Here is a 20179-nt window from a genome sequence, read left to right as displayed (position 1 = left end):
CACGGCCAGGACAACGACCAGAAGATCGTTCCCCGCGGACGCCTAGCCGGCCGGGCGCTGCTGAGCGAGCACGGCGCGGACCTGGTCGCGGAACCACCGGTGCGCGTGGTCGGCGTCGCTCCGGGGGTGCCGGGCCATGCCGATCTCGATTGGCGGGATTTCCAGCGTTACGGGGAAAGTGCGCAGTCCGAGCGCGCTGATCCGGTCGGCCGCGGGAGCTCCGGGCAGGGCGAGGCAGACCAGATCGGTCGTCCTGGCCAGGAGCATCGCGCTGGTGTGGCTTGGCACGACGATCGGGACTCTGCGCCGCAGTCCCACCTCGGCCAGGGCCGTGTCGATGGGGCCGTGGCGCTTGCCGGTCCGGGACGTGCCGATGTGGTCGGCTTCGGCGAACCGGCGGGCATCGATGGGACCGTCGACCAGCGGATGGCCCTGCCGGGCCACGCCCAGCAACGACGTGGTGATCAGCCGTTCGGCGCACGTCTCCGGGTCGAGGTGGCCGAGCACGCCCAGTTCCAGATCCACCACGCCCTGCCGGAGCGCGGGAGTGTCCTCAGCGGACTCAGGCAGGAAGACGATGCTCACGGCCGGTGCCCGCGCCTGGATCCTGGAGAGCAACGGTTCGGCGAACCCAGGGAGATCCGGCGACCTGCTGGCAGTCGTGAGCCAAAGCGGCTCCACCGTTTCCTTCTTCGACGCCGAGTCCGATCAGCACGTCGGCACCGTCGAGGTCCTGTCCGAACCGCACGAGCTGCTGTTCGACCCGATCCAGCGCGTGTTGTGGTGCACGCACACGTACCGATCGGGCTACTACCACGCGAACACGGGCCGTCGCAGCGAGATCACCGCGATCGACCCCGGCAGCAGGCGGATCGTGGACGCGGTCGACTTCGCCCCGAAGCACGCTCCGCACGGCCTGGCCCTCGACGCCGGACTCGGTCGGCTGTACGTGAGCGTGGAGGGTTCGCCGGACCGTTCCGGTGGTGTGGTCGTCGTGGACACCGGCACGCGCAAGCCCCTCGACCGGATCGACACCGGAGCGCCCGGTCCGCACTGGTTCGCGGTCGGCCCGGACGGCACGACGGGGTACGCCACCAACAAGGAGGCGCCGTTCGTCTCCGTCGTCGATCTCGTCGCGGGCCGGCTCGTGGACGAGGTCGAGGTCCCGGGCAGTGAAGGCCTGGCGGTGTCGGCGGACGGTTCCCGCTGTACGTCGGGGGGCCGTACGTCTCGTTCGCCGATGACGGCGCCGCGAGCGCCAACGGCGTCCGGGTCATCAACGCGAAGACCCGATCGGTCGTCGAGGTGCTGCCCACCGAGAACCGGGTGATGCCGGTGCACCTCAGCGCGAGCGGGAAGCTGCTCGCGGGCGAGATCCGGCCGGTTTCGGGCTCTTCGGGCGTCACCAGCCAGGATCCCGGACGGCTGACGGTGTTCGCGGCGGACGGCCACGAGCGGCTGGGAGAGCTGGAGATCGGGCGGAGCCCGCTCACCATCGCGTCCTCGCCGGACGGCGCCCTCGGGTACGTGTCGTGCGTCGTCGATTCCGTAGTGGACGTCGTCGACCTGGGCTCGCTGCGACTGCTTTCGCGAGTCGAGCCGGCCAAGGCCGGGGAGGTCGGCGCGCACGGCCCCGCCTACATCCCCCGTGCCGGGTGAGGCGGAGATCCCGGCGCATCACCGAGGAGATCCACCCGGTACCGGAGCCCGTGCCGACCGCGGCTGGACGCACCGTTGCCCGAGCGCGAATCGCGCTCGGGCAACGGAGTTGTGGCGGAAGTGCTGCTCAGCCGCCGAATTCGGGAACGTAGCTGATCTGGTTGTCAGCGTTCGCCGTGTCACCTTGGTCGTTGATGACCTTGTTGATGGTGCCCGTGCCTCCCAGCGAGACGGACACGAGGTCGTGCATCTTGACGCCCGGGTTCACCGGCACTTCGAACGAACGCGGGGCCGTGACCGCCGGGTTCGTGTTGAAGAAGCAGTAGCTGCCCAGGCCCCACGCCTCGTGGTCGGTGACGTTGTCGGCGACCTTGTAGGCCGCCCAGCCGCCGTCACCGCCCCACGCCGCCTGGTCCGGCGGGTCGTAGGGGAACTCGTTCTGGAAGAAGTAGGTGCGACCGCCGTTGCCGTTCCACACCACGTTGTTCTTCTGGTAGTGCTCCACGAACAGGCCGTGCGCGGTGACGTTGTCACCGTCCACGACGAGCCCGGTCTCCGCGGTGTTGACATCCCAACCGATGCCCTCACCGTGGTCGCCGCGCCAGAGCCAGGAGTGGTCGAGCAGGACGTCGTTGCTGTTGATGTCCAGCGTCGTCGTCGCCTTGCCCGCCCAGGGGCCGCCGATGCGGAAGAACACGTCCGAGAGCTGCGTCGGGTTCTCCGCGTGGCTCGCGTTCGCGTCCTCCTCGCCGAGCGTCATCAGCGCGGGAGAGTTCTGCTCACCCGCGTCGATGAACAGTCCGGCGAGCTTCACGCCGTCCACATCGGCCACCGACATCGCGGGCTTGCCGGTGTCGGGCACCAACGAGGCCATGCCGATGCCGAGCACCACCGTGTTCGGGTTGTCCACCTTGATGGTGTCGTCCAAGTGGTAGACACCGGGGGTGAACAGCAGGTGCTTGCCCTCGGCCAGCGCCGCGTTGATGGTCGCGGCGTTGTCGCCCTCCTTGGCGACGTAGAAGTCCGCCAAGGAGATCTGCTCACCTTCCGGTGCGCCGTTCGCCCAGCTGACTCCCTGCGTGTTCTCCCGCAGCGCGGGGACGAACACGTTGTAGTTGCCGTCCTCGCCGATGTTCAGGAACGGCTTCTCCCGCAACTTCGGGGTTTCCGGCACGTTGGTGTGCGACGGGTCCGGGAAGTGCTGAGCCGGAGCGCCGACCGTGCCGGTGAACATCATGTTCCACACCGAACCGGACCAGCCGCCGGCCAGTTCGCTGTTGCGGGTGAGGAACTGCTGCTGCGAACCGGACTCGACCAGGCCGTCGATCTTGGAGTCGGCGATGTAACCGCCGCTGGCCCAGCCGTCGTAGCCGTTCCACAGCTGCATCTGGCCGCGCATGTGCATCCGGCGGTACGGGGCGGCCTGGGAGACCGCCCAGCGCTCGATCTCGCCGGAGGGCGGCGTGACCGCCAGGTTCTCCGCCGAGCGCCAGAAGTTCTGCGTGGCGTTGCCTTCACCCAGCCAGTCCGCCTCGACCCGCACGTGGCCGTTGAGGTTCACGTCGTCGGGCGACATGCCCAGACCGGCGACCTGCGTGTTGAAGCCGAGGTTGACGTCGGCGGAGTAGTCGCCGGGCTGGAACAGGACCGCGTCGCGTTCCGGGCCGAACTGGTTGGTGTGCTGGCGCTCGGCGATCTCGTCGAGCTTGCCCTGCAACTCGCCCGCGGGAGTGGACGGGGTCGCGATGTAGGTGTTGGGACCGAGGTCCGGGTTCTTCGGGTCGGTGTCGCGCACCGCCTGCGCCGGTTGCGGCGCCGGAGCCTGCGGCTCTGCTCCCGCAGCGGTGACGGTGACGAGCCCGGCGGCCACGGCCGACGCCGTCGCCAGCGCCATCACCGCCTGCCGGGGGCGGGTCTCGGTTCTACCGAAGATCTTCATGGTTCTGCCTGTCTGACGGGGTGAGGTGCCGGTCGGCTCCTCGCCGGTGAATCGTGTTGCGTTGGGGGAGGGAGGTGGTCTCGTCCTTTCGTCGGGGATGGCGGGAGACCCGCCCGGAGGCGGGTGGTTCGGGGGCGGCCGTCGGATCCGGGCGCGCTGAACTCCTCGGCGCCGCTAGCCGCGAGCGGTCCCGCGGCGCGGGACGTCCGGGGGTTGAACGGGAGGTGACAGCGGCACGGCGAGCCCTTCCGACGAAGTTCGCCGACCATCGCGGAAGCGAAGGTCGACGCGGGGATCCATCCGGCTCGCCGTTGCTCGCGGAGTGCTCAGAGCGGTGGGAACGCACTCCATGAGAACGCTCTCACGAATTTAAACGTCGATTCCGGAATGTCAAGGGGGTGATCGGCCGAGGTGTTCGCGGAAATGTGAATGGGAACGAGCAGTTTGCGTAGATCGACGGCTTCGGTCTTGACGCTGCTATGGCCGTGTTGTTAACTCTGCGGTGCTCGTCATCGGAATCGGTTCCGAAGCCCGTCTCCCGGCTTCGCGGGCCGTGCGGTGAGGAGTGGCTGAACGACCGGCCGCGGCCCGCTCACCGGCTCGAGCGGACCGGCGGAGGCCGGCGTTCGCGGTGTCGACCGCAGTGGTGCGGATCGGGGCGCGCGTGGGGCGCGTTCCGGTCTCACCACTGCGGAATCGAGTGATAGGAGCAGTTCGGGGAGGCGCGTTCCGGCTCGACCGCGACGTGGTCGTCCACCGCTGGACCGGTGCTCACCGCGGTGGTCGCGCGACAGGTCGGCGGCGCGTGGGCGGAATTCATGAATCGCCCGCGTCCCGGTCCGCGGCATTGCGCCGGAGAAGGGATTTCCGCGCGACTCGATCGCCATTCCCATGGTTCGGGAATTTCCCGGTCGCGGTGTTGAACAAAGGGGAGATCACGGCGTTCGCTGAGCCGGGAATTCGCCACCGAAGTCCGCGTGCCATCCCGACCACGGCGTCAGCTGGCCCTTGACCTGGTAGTTGCGCTGCATCGCGCCGTTGTTCCCGATTCCGAACACCACGAGGACGCCGTTGGCGTCCTGCGCGGCCCCGACGAGTTCGGCGAGGTCGCCGTAGAGCCGCTTCCACAGCGACCAGCGGTCCTCGGCCCGGTTGCGCTGGAAGCGTTCCCACACCGTTCCGTCCGCGTGCCGCGCCAGCACGACCAGCGTGCTGTTGCCGTCGGCCACGGCGACGGGCCTGCCCGCGAACGGGCCGCCGAGCCCGAACTCGCGCCATCCCCGCCACTGGCCGGAGGACGCGGCGGTCTCGACGTTCTCCCACATCGTCCCGTCCGCGCGGATCGAGTAGAGCCGTTGCCGCTGCTGCTTGTCGACGATGGTCGCGGGGGAGGTCTCGACCACTCCCGGGATGTCGACGGCGGGGAGCCACTCGCCGGAACCCTCCCCGCGCTCGGAATGCGCCCGCACCCGGCCGTCCCGGCCCAAGGCGAACAGCGCCAGCGCACCGTCGCGGTTCAAGCGCAGCACCGGATCGTCGCGCACGGGCGAGCCGTGCAGGCGGCGCAGCTCGCTCCAGCCGCCGGACAGGTCCTGGCGCGTCTCCCACAGCGCTCCACCGCGGTCCCTCGCGGCGACGGCGAGCAGCCCGGCGGAACTCTGCGAGGCGGCGGGCGATCCGACGAGTTCGCCGCCGCCGAGGCTCTGCCACCGCGGCGCCGCCTGCTCGCTCGGCGCGATCTGCTCGGCGTAGCGCAGGGACCCCGCGGTGTCGATCACGAACGCGGCGAGCCTGCCGTCCCGGCCGATGATGCTGATCGGCTGGCCCGCCGCGCGCTCGCCCAGGCGCAGCCAGTCACCGGCCGCCCCGTCCCGCGAGGTCGTCTGGTGGTTGCGCTGCACGGCGAGGTCGGTGCCCTTCGCCAGCACCACGATCTGGTTCTGCTCGTCCGAGTGCACCGGCCCGCCGGGATCGGGGGACAGGCGCGGGCGGGCGGCGGTGCCGTCCTCCTCGGGGCGGGCGCTCGTCAGGAGACCGAACACGGAGGGCGGGGCGACGATCAGGCCGATCCCGCCGAGGCCCGTGGCCAGCATGAACCGCCTGTCCTTGCGCGGTCGTCGGCCCGGGTCGGCGGGCGTGTGCTCTTCCGGCCCGGCCGCCGGCCCCGATCCCTCTGCTTGCGGCAACGACACCACCCCGCGCTAGTTCCATGATCGCCGCTCCTGACCGTACCGGGTGGGGCTTGCCCAGGGGATCCGCCTCGAACACCCGCCGCGATGCGGCGAATGCCGCGCCGTCCCGGTGAAATCCACGATGGTGCGAGGGCGCCTGGGGCCAGTGCGGCCGGTCGCGCGCGATGGTGGACCGGCCTGAGCGCCGTCACCGCGGCGCGAACCGGCCGCCGAGGCCGTGCTGCCAGCCTTCCCAAGGAGCGGGGCCGGAGCTCTGGTAGTTCTGCTCCATCGAACCGGTCTTCCCGATCCCCAGCACGACCAGGGTGCCGCCACCGTCCTGCACCGCGGCCAGCAGTCGTTCGACCTGGCCGTCGAGAGGGCGCCACTCCGTCCACCGCTTCTTCTTCGGGCCGATGAAGCGCTCGTGCACCGACCCGTCCTCGGCCACGGCGAACACGACGACGGTGCTGTTGGGGTCGACGGTGGCGATCGGATCGCCTTTCGCGGGCGCGTCCCCGGAAAGCTCGGTCGAGTCGGCCCACCGGCCCGAACCGGCTTCGGTCTCCACCATCTCCTGCACGCCGCCGTCCGTTCCCCGCACGTAGACGCGCTGCTTGCCGTCCCAGTCGACGACCACGCTGGGGCGTCCCGCGAACCGCTCGCCGACCGGTCGCGCCGGCTCCCACTCGCCGGGGACGGATTCGCGCTGGACGCGCAGCCGCTGCTCGCCGTCGAGCGCGAACAGGTTGAGGCGCTGCTGGTTGTCCTGGCGCAGCACCGGATCGCCGTCGACGGGCGGCCCGGCCAGCTCCCGCAGGTCGCTCCAGCCGTCGCCGACCTGGTGGGTCTCGTGCAGGCGTCCACCGGAATCCCGCGCCACGACGACGAAACGACCGTCGGCGTTCCGCGAGGCGGCGGGCGTGCCGCGCAGGTCGGTGCCGCCCAGGTCGGTCCACTCGGCCGGACGCGGGGACTCCGGCCCGGCCTCCGCGGCGAACTGGAGGGCGCCGCCGGTGTCGATCAGGAACGCGCCCATGCCACCGCGCGAGTCCTGGGCCGTCACCACGTCGCCCGCGGCTCCTCGGCCGATCGCGTACCAGCCGTCCCACTGGCCGCGGTCGGACTCGCGCTGGTACTTCAGCCCGACCGATCCGTCGGCCTGCCGCGCCACCAGCGCCAGCCGTCCCCTGGCGTCGAGGTTCGCGGGGCCCGCGGGCAACGATCCGGCGTGCTCGGCCGGGCCGGGCTGGGCCGGTGCGCCGAGACCGGCGGGAACGGACGAGGGGCGCTGCGCGGTGACCGCCCACACGAGCGGAGCGGCGATCAACGCGATGCCGCAGACGGAGGCGACCAGCAGTCCCATCCGATTCTGCCGGTGAGGCGCGTCCGGCCTCGCGTCGGCCGGATGGTCTGAGCGGGGGTTCGGCGACATCTCGTCGTGTGGCTGGTCGACGGGCTGATCGTCGAATCGAGGCATCCGCATCCGAATCTCACGCAAGGTGATCGATTTCTCGCGAACCGACGCTACCGCAGGGCCGTCCGGGGGTGAATCGGGGTGGACGGCGGCGGATGATCAGGCGGCCTCCAGCGGAATCCGGACTTCGAAGCAGCATCCGCCCACGACGTTGAACACCCGGACTCGCCCGCTGTGCGCCTCGACCAAGCCCTGCACGATCGCGAGGCCGAGTCCGCCGCCCTGGGGCGCCGCGTCGCGTTCGGCGTCACCGCGCCATCCCGTGTCGAACACCGAATCCAGGTCCGCCGCCGGGATTCCGCCGCACTCGTCGGACACCGAGACCACCGCGTGGTCGCCATCGGACCGCAGCTCCAGCGAGACCGCGCCGCCCACCGGGCCGTACTGCGCCGAGTTGACCAGCAGATTGGTGAAGACCCTGCTCATCGCGTCGTAGTCCACGGTCGCGACCACCGGGTCGATCCGCTCCGCCCGCAGCCGCACGTCGCGCTTGTCGGTGAGCACGTCGGTCCGGGCGACCACGTCGCTGAGCAGGTCGTCGAGCGGGAGCCGCACCGGTTTCAGCCGCAAGGTCCCCGCCTGGAGCTTGGAGAGCTCGAACAGGTCCTGGGCCATCTCGGTGAGCTGGTCCACATCGGCGCGGACCTCCCGGAAGTAGCGCGGCAGGTCCGCGGACATCCCGTCCTCGACGGCCTCCGCCTTGAGCCGCATCCGTTGCAGCGGGGCGCGCAGGTCGTGCGAGATCCACGAGACGACCCGCCGCCTCGACGCGTCCAGGGCGCGCTCCCTGCGCTGCGACTCGGCGAGGTTCTCGCTGGTGACCCGCAGTTCTCGGGCCAGCTCGGCGAATTCGGCGCTCGGCAGGTCGGCGGGAGCGCTGAACCGCTGCTCGCGGCCGAAGGCTCGGGTGGCGTCGGCCAGCTGCCTGCCGCCGGTCATCACCGACCGGCCCAGCACCAGGCCCACGCCGACCGACACGACCCCGGCGACGCAGTTGACGGCGAGGCCCACCGTAACCGGCATGCTGTCGGACCCGGTCACGAACATCGCCGTGATCACGCTGATGTTGGTGGCGCACACGGTGATCACGACGACCACGATCAGCGACAGGCCCAGCGGCTGGCGCCGCAGCAGGTGCAGCACCGTCGCCCCGAGCAGGCCGACCCCCGCGGATTCGCAGGCCGCGATGAGCACGATGAGCTGCGGCGAGGTCATCGGCGCCCACCGGGGGCGAACGTGCGGCGGGAGCCCGATCGCTGCGCGCGGGCCTGCTCCTGTCCAGCCTCGTCGGGCACCAAGCGTCGCGCTCCGGGGTAGGGGTCGTCGTCACCGATGCCCCCGGTGCGGCATCGACTCCGCCTCCGGAAGATCAGCTTCCCCGACCCTATCGGCTCACCCCGGCCGCCCGGACCGGTTCCGGCCACATCCCCCACGACGACCTCGCGGAGTGAACGGACCGATCGACCAATCCCGTTGGAAGAACGGTCCGTTGACTCGGCTCCGGGGAGGGGTGAGCGGCTCGTTTGTCCGGGCTGGTTGGGCGAACGGTCCGTTGACTCGAATTCGGGGAGGGGCGAACGGACCGTTCGACCAATCCCGTTGGGCGAACGGTCCGTTCACTTGATCCCGGCGCCGGGCGGGTCGACGTGGGCGACCCGGGTGTCAGCTCACGATGGGGAGGGAGTTGCGGACCGCGGGGGTGACGCCGTCGCTGGCTCGGGCGGCTTCGACGCGTTCGGCGGCGGGGGTGCCGTAGAGGCTGGTGCGCTGCCGCAGCGGGCGCCCGGTCGGTCCGACGAGCTCCTCCAGGTCGCTGATCGTCTTGTAGGAGCCGTTGTCGGCACCCGCCATCCGGCTGATCGTCTCCTCCATCAGGGTGCCGCCCAGGTCGTTCACCCCGCCCGCGAGCACGTCGCGGCAGCCGTCGACGCCGAGCTTCACCCAGGAGCACTGGATGTTGTCGATCAGCCCGTGCAGCAGGATCCGGGCGACCGCGTGCACCGCCCGGTTCTCCCGCGGCGTGGTGCCCGCCCGCGCCAGCCCGGCCAGGTAGATCGGTGAGTTCTGGTGGATGAACGGCAGCAGCACGAACTCGGTGAACCCGGGCTTGCCGGTCTTGTCCAGGGCTTTGCGCTGGAGTTCGGCGATGAGCTTGATGTGGCCCACCCAGTGCTCCGGGGTGTCCACGTGCCCGTACATCATCGTGGAGGTCGTCGGGATGCCGAGCTCGTGCGCGGTGCCGACGACCTCGACCCAGCTCGACGTGGGCAGTTTGCCCTTGGTGAGCACCCAGCGGACGTCGTCGTCGAGGATCTCCGCGGCGGTGCCGGGCAGCGAGTCGACGCCGGATTCCTTGGCCCTGCCGAGCCAGTCCCGGATGGACAGGTTCGTGCGGGAGGCGCCGTTGACGACCTCCATCGGGCTGTAGGAGTGCAGGTGGATGTCCGGCTGCCTGCGCTTGACCTCGGCGGCGAGGTCGAAGTACGCGGTGCCGGGCATGTCGGGGTGGATGCCGCCCTGCATGCAGATCTCGGTGGCGCCCGCCTCCCACGCCTGGTCGACGCGCTCGCCGACCTGCGACAGCGACAACGTGTAGGCGTCGGCGTCGGTGCGCCGCTGCGCGAACGCGCAGAACCGGCAGCCGGTGTAGCAGACGTTGGTGAAGTTGATGTTCCTGGTGACGATGAACGTGACGTCGTCGCCCACGACGTCGCGGCGCAGGCCGTCGGCCAGACGGGTCACCGCGTCGAGGTCGGCGCCGTCGGCGTGCAGCAGCGCCAGCGCGTCCTCGTTCGACAGGCCCGCCGGGTCCTGCTCGGCGCGGCGCAGCGCGTCCCGCACGTCGGTGTCCATCCGCTCCGGCGCGTTCGGCACCCGCTCGGCCAGCTCGTCCCAGTCGCCGTAGACGGAGTCGAAGTCGCCGCGCCGGTCACCGGTGCGGCCCACCGTGTCCACCTCGACGTGCAGGTCGGTGCGCCCGCTGCCCGCGAGGTTCTGCCAACCGCCGTCCGGTTCCTGCCAGGTGATCCCGGTCGGCTGCACACCTTCCTTCGCCAGGCCCGTCTCCGGGTCGGCGAGCGCGGCGACGTGCGCGCTCACCCGCGGATCCAGCCACGGTTCGCCCGCCCGCACGTACTCCGGGTAGATGGTGAGCCGTTCCCGCAGCGCGAACCCGGCCTGCTCGGTGAGCCTCTCCAGCTCGTCGATCTGCGGCCACTCTCGTTCCGGGTTCACGTGGTCCGGGGTCAGCGGGGACACTCCGCCCCAGTCGTCGATGCCCGCGCGGATCATCAGCGCGTACTCGTCGCCGATCAGGTTCGGTGGTGCCTGCACCCGCATCTTCGGGCCCAGCACCAGCCGGGTGACGGCGATCGTCGCGGCGAGTTCCTGCAGGTCGGCGTCCGGGGTGGCGCGCATCTTGGTGTCGGGTTTGGCGCGGAAGTTCTGCACGATGACTTCCTGGATGCCGCCGTAGGCGCGGGCCGCCTTGCGGATCGCGAAGATCGTGTCGGCGCGTTCGTCGTGGTTCTCGCCGATGCCGATGAGGATGCCGGTGGTGAACGGCACCGTGGTGCGGCCCGCGTCGTCGAGCACCCGCAGCCGGACCTCGGGGTCCTTGTCGGGGGAGCCGAAGTGCGGCCCGCCCTTCTCGGTGTAGAGCCTGCTCGCCGTGGTCTCCAGCATCATGCCCATCGACGGCGCGACCGGCTTGAGCCGCTGCAGGTCCTGCCAGCTCATCACGCCGGGGTTGAGGTGCGGCAGCAGGCCGGTCTCCTCCAGCACCCGGATCGCCATCGCCCGCACGTAGGACAGCGTGTCGTCGTAGCCGTGCGCGTCGAGCCAGTCGCGGGCCGCCGTCCAGCGGTCCTCGGGGCGGTCGCCGAGGGTGAACAGGGCTTCCTTGCAGCCCATCGCCGCGCCCTTGCGGGCGATGTCGAGGACTTCGTCGGGGGAGAGGTAGGGCGACTCGACGCGTCCGGGCACGGTGACGAACGTGCAGTACCCGCAGCGGTCCCGGCACAACCTGGTCAGCGGGATGAAGACCTTGCGGCTGTAGGTGATCACGCCTTCCCTGCCGACGCCTTCCAGCCCGGCGTCGCGGGTGCGGGCCGCGTACTCGGCGAGCCGGTCCAGGTCGGAGTCCCGCGCCTGCAGCAGCACGGTGACCTCGTCGTGGTCCAGCGCCTTGCCGTCGCGCGCGCGGGCGAGCGCGCGGCGCATCGCGGAGGCGTTCGGGGCGGCCGAGGTGGTGGGAACGTCGTCGGAAGCCATGCGCGAAACGCTAAGCGGCTGCCGCACGCGTCCGCCACTGCACGAACGCGCGTCGTCGGCAGTATCCTGCGGGACGAGGTGTTCTCCCTGATCAGCGCGTCACATCGGGTTGTCCGGCGGGGTCGGCGAGTGTATTACCTAAAGGGTGTCTTCGATCATCGGCAAACGGGTGAACGGCCGGACGTACTACTACGCCGCCGACTCGGCCCGGGTCGACGGCCGGCCGCGCATCGTCGCCCAGCGCTACCTGGGCACCGCCGAGGACGTCGAAGCCGCGCTGAGCCGGGTGGCCGCGGAGCCGGAGCACACCCGGCACCTCCCGTTCGGCGAGGTGGCCGCGGTGTGGGGCGTGATCCGGCGCCTCGACCTGGCGGGCATCGTCGACGAGGTCGTCGGCAGGCAGCGCGCGGCGGTCTCCGCGGGCACCTGCCTGGCGCTGGCCGTGCTGCACCGGGCCACCGCGGGCCGCGCCGATCCAGGACGCTGGTGGCCGGAGGTCTCCCGGCTGATCCGGCCGGAACCGCCCGCGCAGCTGTGGGAACGCGGTCGCTTCCGGCGTGCGATGCGCCGCCTGGGGCCGGTGGAACGAGGCGAGGTCGAGGCGCGCGTGTCGGCGGCCGTGCGCGGCCAGCTGGGCGCCTCCGGCGGCCTGCCTGCGCTGATCGTGGACGTGCCGCACCTGGGCGCACCGGCGGTCCCGGACTGCGGTGAGCTCGCCGGGATGAGCGTTTTGGTGAGCCGGGACGGCGCGATTCCGCTGCTGACGCAGGAACACCTGCGCGACCGGGACGACTGCGCGCCCTACGGCGTGCTCGCGCAACGGCTCGCCGAGCGGTACCGGGAGCACGCGGGCGCGGGGGAGATCACCGTGGTCTACGACGCGGGCACCCACCCCCGGCCGCACCCGGATACCGGGCTCGGTTTCGTGGGCGGCCTGCTGCCCGGCGACCACCCGGAGCTGCTGGCCTACCCGGCGACGGCGCGCCGCCCGGTGGACCAGCGGCGGCTGCCGGGGCTGACGGCGCTCGACACGCGGATCGTGATGGACGGGGTGAGCAGGCGGGTCATCCTCACCCATTCCGAGACGCTGCACGCGGCGCAGGCGCGCGGGTTCACCGAAGCGCTGGGCCAGGCCGCGCGGCGGCTGGACGGGCTCGCCGAGGCGCTGGCGGCGGGCGGCAACCGCCGCTCGCGGGACCACGTGCTCGCGGAGATCTCCCGGATCACCCGGGTGCGCTGGGTGGAGCGCGTGCTGGTGACGGTGCTGCACGGGTCGACGCCGGGCGAGCTGCGGCTGCACTGGCACATCGACGAGACCGCCCGCCGCCGGGTCGCCGCCGAGTTCTTCGGCAAGCAGCTGCTGGTCACCGACCGGGATTCGTGGCGGGCCGCGGACGTGATCACCGCCTACCGCGCCCGCTACCACCTGGACTCCACCTTCGGCAGGCTCAGCGCACCGCAGGCGCCGGAGCGCGGTGACGCGGAGCGGATCGCGGTGCACCGGATGATCTCGGTGCTGGCGGTGGCGGTGCTGCACCTGATGCGGCAGGAGGCGACCGAAGCCGGACTGGACCTGTCGGTGCGGGAGCTGTTCGAGCAGCTCGCCGGCATCGAGGAGACGGTGCTGCGCTACCCCTCGACCGGCGGCAGGCCGCGCACCCGGCGGGTGATCACCGACCGGACCGAGGTCCAGCAGCGGCTCTACGACCTGTTCGGCCTGGACCGCTCGGCGCCGGGCCGCCGGTGAACGGCGGGAACCCGGCGGAACCTGGCGATTTCGCCCCGGTCACCCGGAGTCGATCATCCCTAGCGTGAGGTCATCGGATCGATCGAACGACGGAGGCCTGATGACCGACACGCCGATTCCCGCCCTCGACGCGGACGCGCCCACCCGCACGGTGGCGATGCTGGTGTTCGACGGCATGGCGTTGCTGGACCTGGTGGGACCGCAGACGGTGTTCACGGCCGCGGGCATGCAGGTGTCGCTCGTCGCGGTCGCACCGGGACCGGTGCGCTGCGACACCGGCGTGCGCATCGAACCGACGACCACCACCGCGGAATGCCCGGCCGAGGTGGACGTGCTGTTCGTGCCCGGCGGTGATGTCAGCGGGGTGATGGCCGACGAGACGGCGCTAGCGTTCCTCGCCGACCGCGGCGCCACGGCCGGATACGTCACCTCCGTGTGCACCGGTTCCATGGTGCTGGCGGCAGCCGGGCTGCTCGACGGGCACCGGGCGGCGACGCACTGGAGCACGCGGGACCTGCTGGGCGGGCTCGGGGTGGAGGTGTCCGCGGAGCGGGTGTGCGCGGACGGCAACCGGATTACCGGCGGCGGCGTCACGGCGGGCATCGACTTCGGGCTCACCTTGGTGGCGCGGATGTTCGGCGATGCCACCGCCGAGTTCGCGCAGCTCGTCCTGGAGTACGACCCGGCGCCGCCGTTCGACGCGGGCACCCCGGAGCGCGCGAAGCCCGAGCACGTGGCGTGGATCCGCGAATTCCTGACCAGCCCGGACTCCGAACTGGTCGCGGCGGTCGAGCGCGCCCGGCGTCCCGTGGGCTGAGGTCCGCGCCCGGCACGGGGCCGGATGGAGGAATTCCGCGCGAGGCGGCGGGATTCCTCCTTGCGCGCGGGCGGCTCCTCTGGTGGGTTCGGGCAGGAGCCGGTGCCGATCCCGCAGCGAGGAGCCGCCGATGACCGCCCGCATCCTGGACTTCGAGACCGTGGACCTGCGATTCCCCACGTCGCGGGAGCTCGACGGCTCCGACGCGATGAACCCGGCGCCGGACTACTCGGCGGCCTACCTGGTGCTGCGCACCGACCACCCGCGCGCCCCCGAGGGCCACGGGTTCACCTTCACCATCGGCCGCGGCAACGAACTCGTGGTCGCCGCCATCGCCGCCGTGGCGCGGCGGGCGAGCGGGCTGCCGGTCGAGGAGATCACCGCGGACCTCGGCGGCTTCGCCCGGCACTTGGCCGCCGACAGCCAGCTGCGCTGGCTCGGCCCGGACAAGGGAGTGCTGCACCTGGCGACGGCGGCCGTGGTCAACGCGGTCTGGGACCTGGCGGCGAAGGCCGCGGGCAAGCCGGTGTGGAAGCTGCTCGCCGACATGCCCCCGGAGCAGCTGGTCGACCTGGTGGACTGGCGGTACCTGCGCGACGAGCTGAGCCCGGCGGCGGCGCTCGACCTGCTGCGCGCCGCGGAACCCGGCCGCGCCGAACGGGAGCGGCACCTGCGCGAGTCCGGCTATCCCGCCTACACCACCAGCGCGGGGTGGCTCGGCTACGACGACGACAAGCTGCGGCGGCTGTGCCGGGAAGCGGTCGACGCCGGGTGGGATTCAGTGAAGCTGAAGGTCGGCGCTGACCTCGACGACGACCGGCGGCGCTGCCGCATCGCCCGCGAGGTGCTCGGTCCGCGGCGGCGGTTGATGATCGACGCGAACCAGACGCTCGGCGTGCAGGACGCGATCCGCTGGCACCGCGGCCTCGCCGAGTTCGACATCCACTGGTTCGAGGAACCGACCAGCCCCGACGACGTGCTCGGGCACGCGGCGATCCAGCGCGCCATCGCCCCCACACACGTCGCCACCGGCGAGCACGGGCACAACGCGGTGATGTTCAAGCAGTTCCTGCAGGCGGAGGCGATCGGCATCTGCCAGCTCGACGCGTGCCGCCTCGCCGGGGTCAACGAGGCCGTCGCGGTGCTGCTGCTCGCGGCGGCGCGCGGCGTTCCGGTGTGCCCGCACGCCGGGGGCGTGGGCCTGTGCGAGCTGGTACAGCACCTGTCGATCTTCGACTACGTGGCGGTGAGCGGCTCGCTCGACGACCGCGTCGTCGAATACGTCGACCACTTGCACGAGCACTTCGTGGATCCCGTCCGGATGCGCGACGGCCACTACCTCCCGCCGGAGAATCCGGGCTACAGCGCGGAAATCCACCGCGACTCGCTGCGCCGCTTCAGCTACCCAGACGGACCGGAGTGGTCCTGACGTCGACCGGGCGGCCCGGGGGCTCCGCCGACCCCGGCCCGTCGGCACCGCGTCGGCTCCGGTGTCACTGCGCCAGCCACATGTCGGGACCGAAGACCTCGTAGCGGATGGCGTCCGCGGGCACTCCGCGGTTCAGCAGCTGGGCGCGCACCGCGCGCAGGAACGGCAGCGGGCCGCACAGGTAGACGGTCGTCCCGTCCGGGATGTCGACGGTGCCGAGGTCCACCAAGCCGGTCCGGTCACCGGGGTGCTCGGCTCCTTCCGGTTCCTCGTACCAGACGTGCGCAGTCGCGTCGGGCAGCTTCGCGACGAACTGGTCGAACTCGGCCCGGCGGGCGTGCGTGCGCTCGCTGCGGTCGGCGTGCACGGCGACGACGCGGCGGTGATCCGGTCGCGGCGAGGTGGGCGAGCATGCCGATCACCGGGGTGCAACCGATGCCCGCGGAGGCCAGCAGCACCGCCCCGTCGCCGTCGCCGAGGGTGACGTCGCCGAACGGAGCGCTCAGCCGCAGCAGGTCGCCTTCGGTGATGTGCCGGTGCAGGTGCCCGGACACCTACGTCGGTAGCGGGAGGGCGGCGCGTCGATCGGGCAGGCATGAATGCCCGATCGACGGCGGGGAGGCCTCCGTGTCGCGGTATGCCGGGAGTCGGCCTCCGATGACACTGGGCTCCGATCACCGCGCGATGTCGCGGGCACGTCGCGGTCCGGGCCGCGCGGAGGAAGGGGCGAGGGTGGGTTCGAAATCGGGGAGACTGGTGTGCGCGGCGCTGGCAGCGGTGCTGCTGGGAGCGACGGGGTGCGGGGCGGTCACCGCACCGGCCGCTGAGCACGCCACTCGCGCTGCGGCGGCCACCGGCACGCGGCTGGCGGAGGACAACGGGAAGTTCCCGGCGGCGGTGCGGTTGCGGCACTCGGGCGAGGCCGACGGAACGGTGCTCGCGGCGACCGTCAGCTTCGGCCCCGAGGGATCCGCACCGATCTACCGGAGCACCGACGGCGGCGCGACGTTCACCGAGATCCACCGGATCACCGATCCGTCGTTCACGACCGGCTTGTGCTGCGGCAGCCTGCTCGAAATGCCGCAGCAGGTCGGCGACTTGCCCGCGGGAACTCTGCTGTGGTCGGCCAGCGTCGGCGCGAACGGCCCCGACCTGGAGAACCCCCAGCCCCCGGAGGACCCGAACGACGATCGGCGGATGCGGCTGGCGGTGTTCCAAAGCCGGGACCAGGGGGTCGAGTGGACACCGCTCGAGCACCCCTGCGCGGCGGCGACCAGCAAGGACGGGCTGTGGGAACCGGAGTTGACGGTGGCCGGTGGCCGGTTGTACTGCTACTTCTCGTACGCCGATGAGAACGCCGACTTCCAGCACAGCCAGCGGATCGTCCGGACCACCTCGGGCGATGGCGTGACCTGGTCCGATCCGGAGGACGTGGTGGCACTGCAGCAGCCGGAACGGCGGCCGGGAATGCCGGTGGTCCGGCGGCTGCCGGACGGGCGATCGGTGATGTCCTACGAGATCTGCGGCTCGGGCGGTTCCCACGACTGCGCCGCGTACCTGCGAGTGTCGCCCGACGGTGTCGACTGGGGCGACGAGACCGATCCGGGAACGCCGATCGCGCTGGGCGACGGCACGTTCTTCGCGCACGCCCCGAAGATCGCGGTGATCGACGACGGCACCCCCGACGGACTGCTCGTCACCGTCGGGCAGCAGCTCAAGAACGCAGACGGAACGACGGCGGACGGCAACGGCGGCACCCTGCTGGTCAGCGAACATCCGGGAACGGCGGAGTTCACCGGCTCGACCGCCCCGGTCCACGTGCCGAGCGCGGACGGCGAGTCGTGCGGGAACTACAGCTCCGCGCTGGTCCCGCTGGGCGAGCCTTCGCAGATCTTGGAGATCGCGGCGGACGAGGACGAAGGCGAGCAGTGCCACGCCTACTTCGCCACCGGCCCCCTCTGATCCCGCTCCGGGGCGGGGAAAGCCCTCCCCACCCCGGTGGCGGTCGTCACGCCCGCGCTCGCCGGGGCAGACTTCGGCGTGGTCGCCGGGTGGTCCGTGCGCTCACCGAACCCGCTCTGGGGAGAGTGAACCTATGCGTGGTGCGAAACTGAGAACGTTCCTGCTGTGCGCGGCGCTGGTGGCGTTGGCGCTCCCCACCACCGGTGCGGCGTCTCCCGCGGCGACGGGCACTCCGCTGTCCGACGACATGGGGCTGTACCCGACGTCGGTGCGGTTGCAGCACGCGGGCGAGGCGTCGGGCACGGTGCTGGCCGCCACCGTCAGCTTCGGCGCGGACGGCGGCGCCGCGCCGATCTACGAGAGCACCGACGAAGGCGTCACGTTCACCGAGGTCGGGCGGATCAGCGACCCGTCGTTCGAGACCGGGCTGTGCTGCGGCAGCATGCTCGAACTGCCCCGGCAGGTGGGCGAACTGCCGGCAGGGACCCTGCTGTGGACGGCGAGCGTCGGGGCAAACGAGGAGAACCGGCGGATGCACCTGCCGGTGTTCCAGAGCCGCGACCAGGGACGGACCTGGTCGTACCTGTCGACCTGCGGGACCGCTTCGGGGGACAAGGGCTTCTGGGAGCCGGAGCTGGCGGTGGACGCGAACGGCGCGCTCGGCTGTTACTTCGCCGATGAGAACGACCAGCCCGCGCACAGCCAGGTGCTGCGCCGCACCGCGTCCACGGACGGGGTGAACTGGGCAGCGCCGGAGAACGTGGTGGCGCTGGAGAATCCGGGGCAGCGACCGGGAATGCCGGTGATCCGCCGGTTGCCCGACGACCGGTACTACTTCTCCTACGAGATCTGCGGCACCGGCGACGCGTACGACTGCGCCGCGTACTTCCGGGTTTCCGAGGACGGTTCGAACTGGGGCGATCCGGCCGAGGCCGGGACGCTGCTCGCGCTCCCGGACGGCAGGTTCTTCGCGCACGCGCCGAAGATCACGGTGGTGGGCGACGGCACTCCGGACGGGAAGGTGGTGACCGTCGGCCAGGAGCTCAAGCACCCCGACGGCACCGTCGCCGAAGGCAACGGCGCCACCCTGTTCGTCAGCGACCAGCCGGGTTCGGGCGACAACGCGGAGATCGCCGCGCCCGTCCAGGTTCCGGGCGCGCGCAACGAACCCTGCCCGAACTACAGCTCCTCGCTCACCCCGCTGGCCGACACGGCGAAGATCCTGGAAATCGCCACCGACTACGACGAGAACGACACCTGCCGCGCCTACTACGCCACCGGCGACCTGTGAGCTGACGGCCGGGTGTCCCGACGACGGCGGTCGTCGGGGCACCGCGCCGTCGGCGTTCGTCGTGCGCGGGAGCCGTCACCCCGAGTCGAGTTCCGCCGGGAGGCGGCCTTCGCGGCGGAGGATGGACAGGGCCAGCAGCACCTGCGGCCACCGTGACATCGCTGAGGTCCAGGTGGGTCAGGGACTCCAGTCGGCGCAACCTGTTGAGCACCGTGTTCCGGTGGCAGTACAGGGATTTCGCCGCGCGCAGCGTCGAACCCAGCGACCTGATCCACACTGAGGTGGTGCGCAGCAGCTCCTCCCGTTCGGCCGCGGGCAGGGCCAGCACCGGGCCGAACGGCACCGCGACCATCCGGTCCGCGAGCTCCGGCGAACTCAGCGCCAGCGCGTCCGGCAGGCAGTCGTCCAGCGCCACCGCACCCCGCCGGTGCGCGGGCAGCGTGGCCATCGCGAGCATCGTCATCCGGTACTCGGCGCCCACCTCCATCAGCGCGGTGAGCGTCTGCGAGACGCCGATGCGGGACACCGCGTGTTCGCGCAACGCGGCGGCGACCTCGCCTACCCGGCCGTCGTCGACGCCGATGATGCCGACCTGGCACCCGGTGCGCAGCCGCCACGCGGAGCGCAGCCCGCGGCGCTGCAACGCCTGGGTGAGCTCGCGCGGGGAGACCTGGTGCTCGCCCGATGTCTCCGCGACCGCCACCACGAAGTTGCGGCCCCGGCCCAGGTCGAGCAGGTGCTCCGCCTCGGCGCGGACCTCGGCGGCCCGGCCGTCCAGCAGCGCGTCCAGGATCATGGTGTGCCGGAGCTCCACGCCGCCGAGCCTCTCCTGCTCCGAGGTGTGGTAGCTCAGCGCCATCTCGGTGGAGAACCGCTCGGTGACGCCCCACAGCTCACCGGCCGCGCCGACGAGCTGGCGCACCTCCTCGGGGCTCTGCGCGCCGGTGCGGGAGGCCAGGTCGGCCCACAGCACTTGGCCGCCGAGCCGCCACGCGTGCAGCACCCGATCCAGCGGGCAGTGCTGCTGCGCCCGGCGCGAGCCCGTGGCGCGGGCCGCTCAACGGCAAGGCCTTCAACCCCTGCTCGGTGCGGGTCGGTGACATCACGCCGGAGGACGAGGTCACCACCATCGAAGGCCTGCCCGGCACCGTGGGCCAGGACCTCCACCCGATGCAGGAGGCGTGGCTGGAGGAGGACGTCGCCCGGTGCGGCTACTGCCAGCCCGGCCAGATCATGGCCGCCGTCGCGAAGGTCCGGCAGGTCACCGAGGAAGGCCGCGACATCACCGACGCGGACTTGGACGAGATCCGCAACATCTGCCGCTGCGGCACCTACACCCGAATCCGCAGGGCCATCAAAGCCGGCGCGCAGAACATGTGACCCGCCCGCGCCGAGGAAACCGCCTGGTCAACCGC

General features: G+C 71.6%; 15 protein-coding genes and 1 pseudogene. 8 read left to right on the top strand and 8 right to left on the bottom strand.

The window, feature by feature from the left end; genetic code table 11:
* Positions 1-42 precede the first annotated feature (42 nt).
* A complete protein-coding gene (locus OOZ19_RS09725) occupies positions 43-585 on the bottom strand; it encodes a LysR substrate-binding domain-containing protein (RefSeq protein WP_266089725.1) in 543 nt (180 codons plus the stop codon).
* On the opposite strand from OOZ19_RS09725, the gene OOZ19_RS09720 reads away from it, so the two are divergent.
* Together OOZ19_RS09720 and OOZ19_RS09715 are read left to right on the top strand one after the other, a co-directional pair.
* The gene (locus tag OOZ19_RS09720) at positions 578-1330 is read left to right on the top strand and encodes a YncE family protein (RefSeq protein WP_266089724.1); all 753 of its coding nucleotides are present in this window, start codon (positions 578-580) and stop codon (positions 1328-1330) included. The genes OOZ19_RS09725 and OOZ19_RS09720 overlap by 8 nt on opposite strands.
* Complete coding sequence (locus OOZ19_RS09715) at positions 1306-1659, top strand: hypothetical protein (RefSeq protein ID WP_266089723.1); 354 nt, start codon at positions 1306-1308, stop codon at positions 1657-1659. Before OOZ19_RS09720 ends, OOZ19_RS09715 begins: the two co-directional genes overlap by 25 nt.
* A gap of 127 nt (positions 1660-1786) precedes the next feature.
* Here the strand turns inward: OOZ19_RS09715 and OOZ19_RS09710 are convergent, their stop codons facing one another.
* From OOZ19_RS09710 to OOZ19_RS09690, 5 genes are all read right to left on the bottom strand, one after another.
* Positions 1787-3598, bottom strand: coding sequence for a pectate lyase-like domain-containing protein (locus OOZ19_RS09710; protein ID WP_266089722.1), 1812 nt, complete (start codon positions 3596-3598; stop codon positions 1787-1789).
* A gap of 935 nt (positions 3599-4533) precedes the next feature.
* On the bottom strand, positions 4534-5691 hold the full coding sequence (locus tag OOZ19_RS09705) for a PLL family lectin (RefSeq protein ID WP_266089721.1): 1158 nt from the start codon (positions 5689-5691) through the stop codon (positions 4534-4536).
* 286 nt (positions 5692-5977) lie between these two features.
* Positions 5978-7135: a DUF8189 domain-containing protein gene (locus OOZ19_RS09700; protein WP_266089720.1), complete on the bottom strand. Its 1158-nt coding sequence runs from the start codon at positions 7133-7135 to the stop codon at positions 5978-5980.
* Positions 7136-7345: 210 nt separating this feature from the next.
* Entirely contained in the window at positions 7346-8461 is a 1116-nt protein-coding gene (locus OOZ19_RS09695) for a sensor histidine kinase (protein WP_266089719.1), read from the bottom strand.
* Positions 8462-8908: 447 nt separating this feature from the next.
* Positions 8909-11518, bottom strand: a complete 2610-nt coding sequence (locus tag OOZ19_RS09690) for a bifunctional FO biosynthesis protein CofGH (RefSeq protein ID WP_266089718.1) — start codon at positions 11516-11518, stop codon at positions 8909-8911.
* 145 nt (positions 11519-11663) lie between these two features.
* On the opposite strand from OOZ19_RS09690, the gene OOZ19_RS09685 reads away from it, so the two are divergent.
* The 3 genes from OOZ19_RS09685 (at position 11664) to OOZ19_RS09675 (ending at position 15511) form a co-directional block, all read left to right on the top strand.
* On the top strand, positions 11664-13265 hold the full coding sequence (locus OOZ19_RS09685; protein ID WP_266089717.1) for an IS1634 family transposase: 1602 nt from the start codon (positions 11664-11666) through the stop codon (positions 13263-13265).
* Between the two features lie 100 nt (positions 13266-13365).
* Positions 13366-14082: a DJ-1/PfpI family protein gene (locus OOZ19_RS09680; protein ID WP_266089716.1), complete on the top strand. Its 717-nt coding sequence runs from the start codon at positions 13366-13368 to the stop codon at positions 14080-14082.
* Between the two features lie 130 nt (positions 14083-14212).
* Complete coding sequence (locus OOZ19_RS09675) at positions 14213-15511, top strand: enolase C-terminal domain-like protein (RefSeq protein ID WP_266089715.1); 1299 nt, start codon at positions 14213-14215, stop codon at positions 15509-15511.
* Positions 15512-15575: 64 nt separating this feature from the next.
* Here the strand turns inward: OOZ19_RS09675 and OOZ19_RS09670 are convergent, their stop codons facing one another.
* Entirely contained in the window at positions 15576-15878 is a 303-nt protein-coding gene (locus tag OOZ19_RS09670) for a ferredoxin reductase domain-containing protein (protein ID WP_266089714.1), read from the bottom strand.
* Between the two features lie 365 nt (positions 15879-16243).
* Between OOZ19_RS09670 and OOZ19_RS09665 the strand changes: the two genes are divergently transcribed.
* Together OOZ19_RS09665 and OOZ19_RS09660 are read left to right on the top strand one after the other, a co-directional pair.
* Positions 16244-17473 (top strand): exo-alpha-sialidase, encoded by a 1230-nt coding sequence (locus OOZ19_RS09665; protein WP_266089713.1) that lies wholly within the window; start codon positions 16244-16246, stop codon positions 17471-17473.
* A gap of 133 nt (positions 17474-17606) precedes the next feature.
* The gene (locus tag OOZ19_RS09660; RefSeq protein WP_266089712.1) at positions 17607-18764 is read left to right on the top strand and encodes a sialidase family protein; all 1158 of its coding nucleotides are present in this window, start codon (positions 17607-17609) and stop codon (positions 18762-18764) included.
* Here the strand turns inward: OOZ19_RS09660 and OOZ19_RS09655 are convergent.
* Positions 18667-19767: a PucR family transcriptional regulator gene (locus OOZ19_RS09655; RefSeq protein ID WP_266089711.1), complete on the bottom strand. Its 1101-nt coding sequence runs from the start codon at positions 19765-19767 to the stop codon at positions 18667-18669. The genes OOZ19_RS09660 and OOZ19_RS09655 overlap by 98 nt on opposite strands.
* Positions 19768-19820: 53 nt before the next feature.
* On the opposite strand from OOZ19_RS09655, the pseudogene OOZ19_RS09650 reads away from it, so the two are divergent.
* A pseudogene (locus tag OOZ19_RS09650) lies at positions 19821-20144 on the top strand ((2Fe-2S)-binding protein); the annotation flags it as partial.
* Positions 20145-20179 lie beyond the last annotated feature (35 nt).

Origin of the sequence: Saccharopolyspora sp. NFXS83 (assembly GCF_026241095.1) — a bacterium.
GTDB lineage: Bacteria > Actinomycetota > Actinomycetes > Mycobacteriales > Pseudonocardiaceae > Saccharopolyspora_C.
Note: the sequence above shows the minus strand (reverse complement) of the source record. Positions and strands in the feature narration are given on the sequence as shown.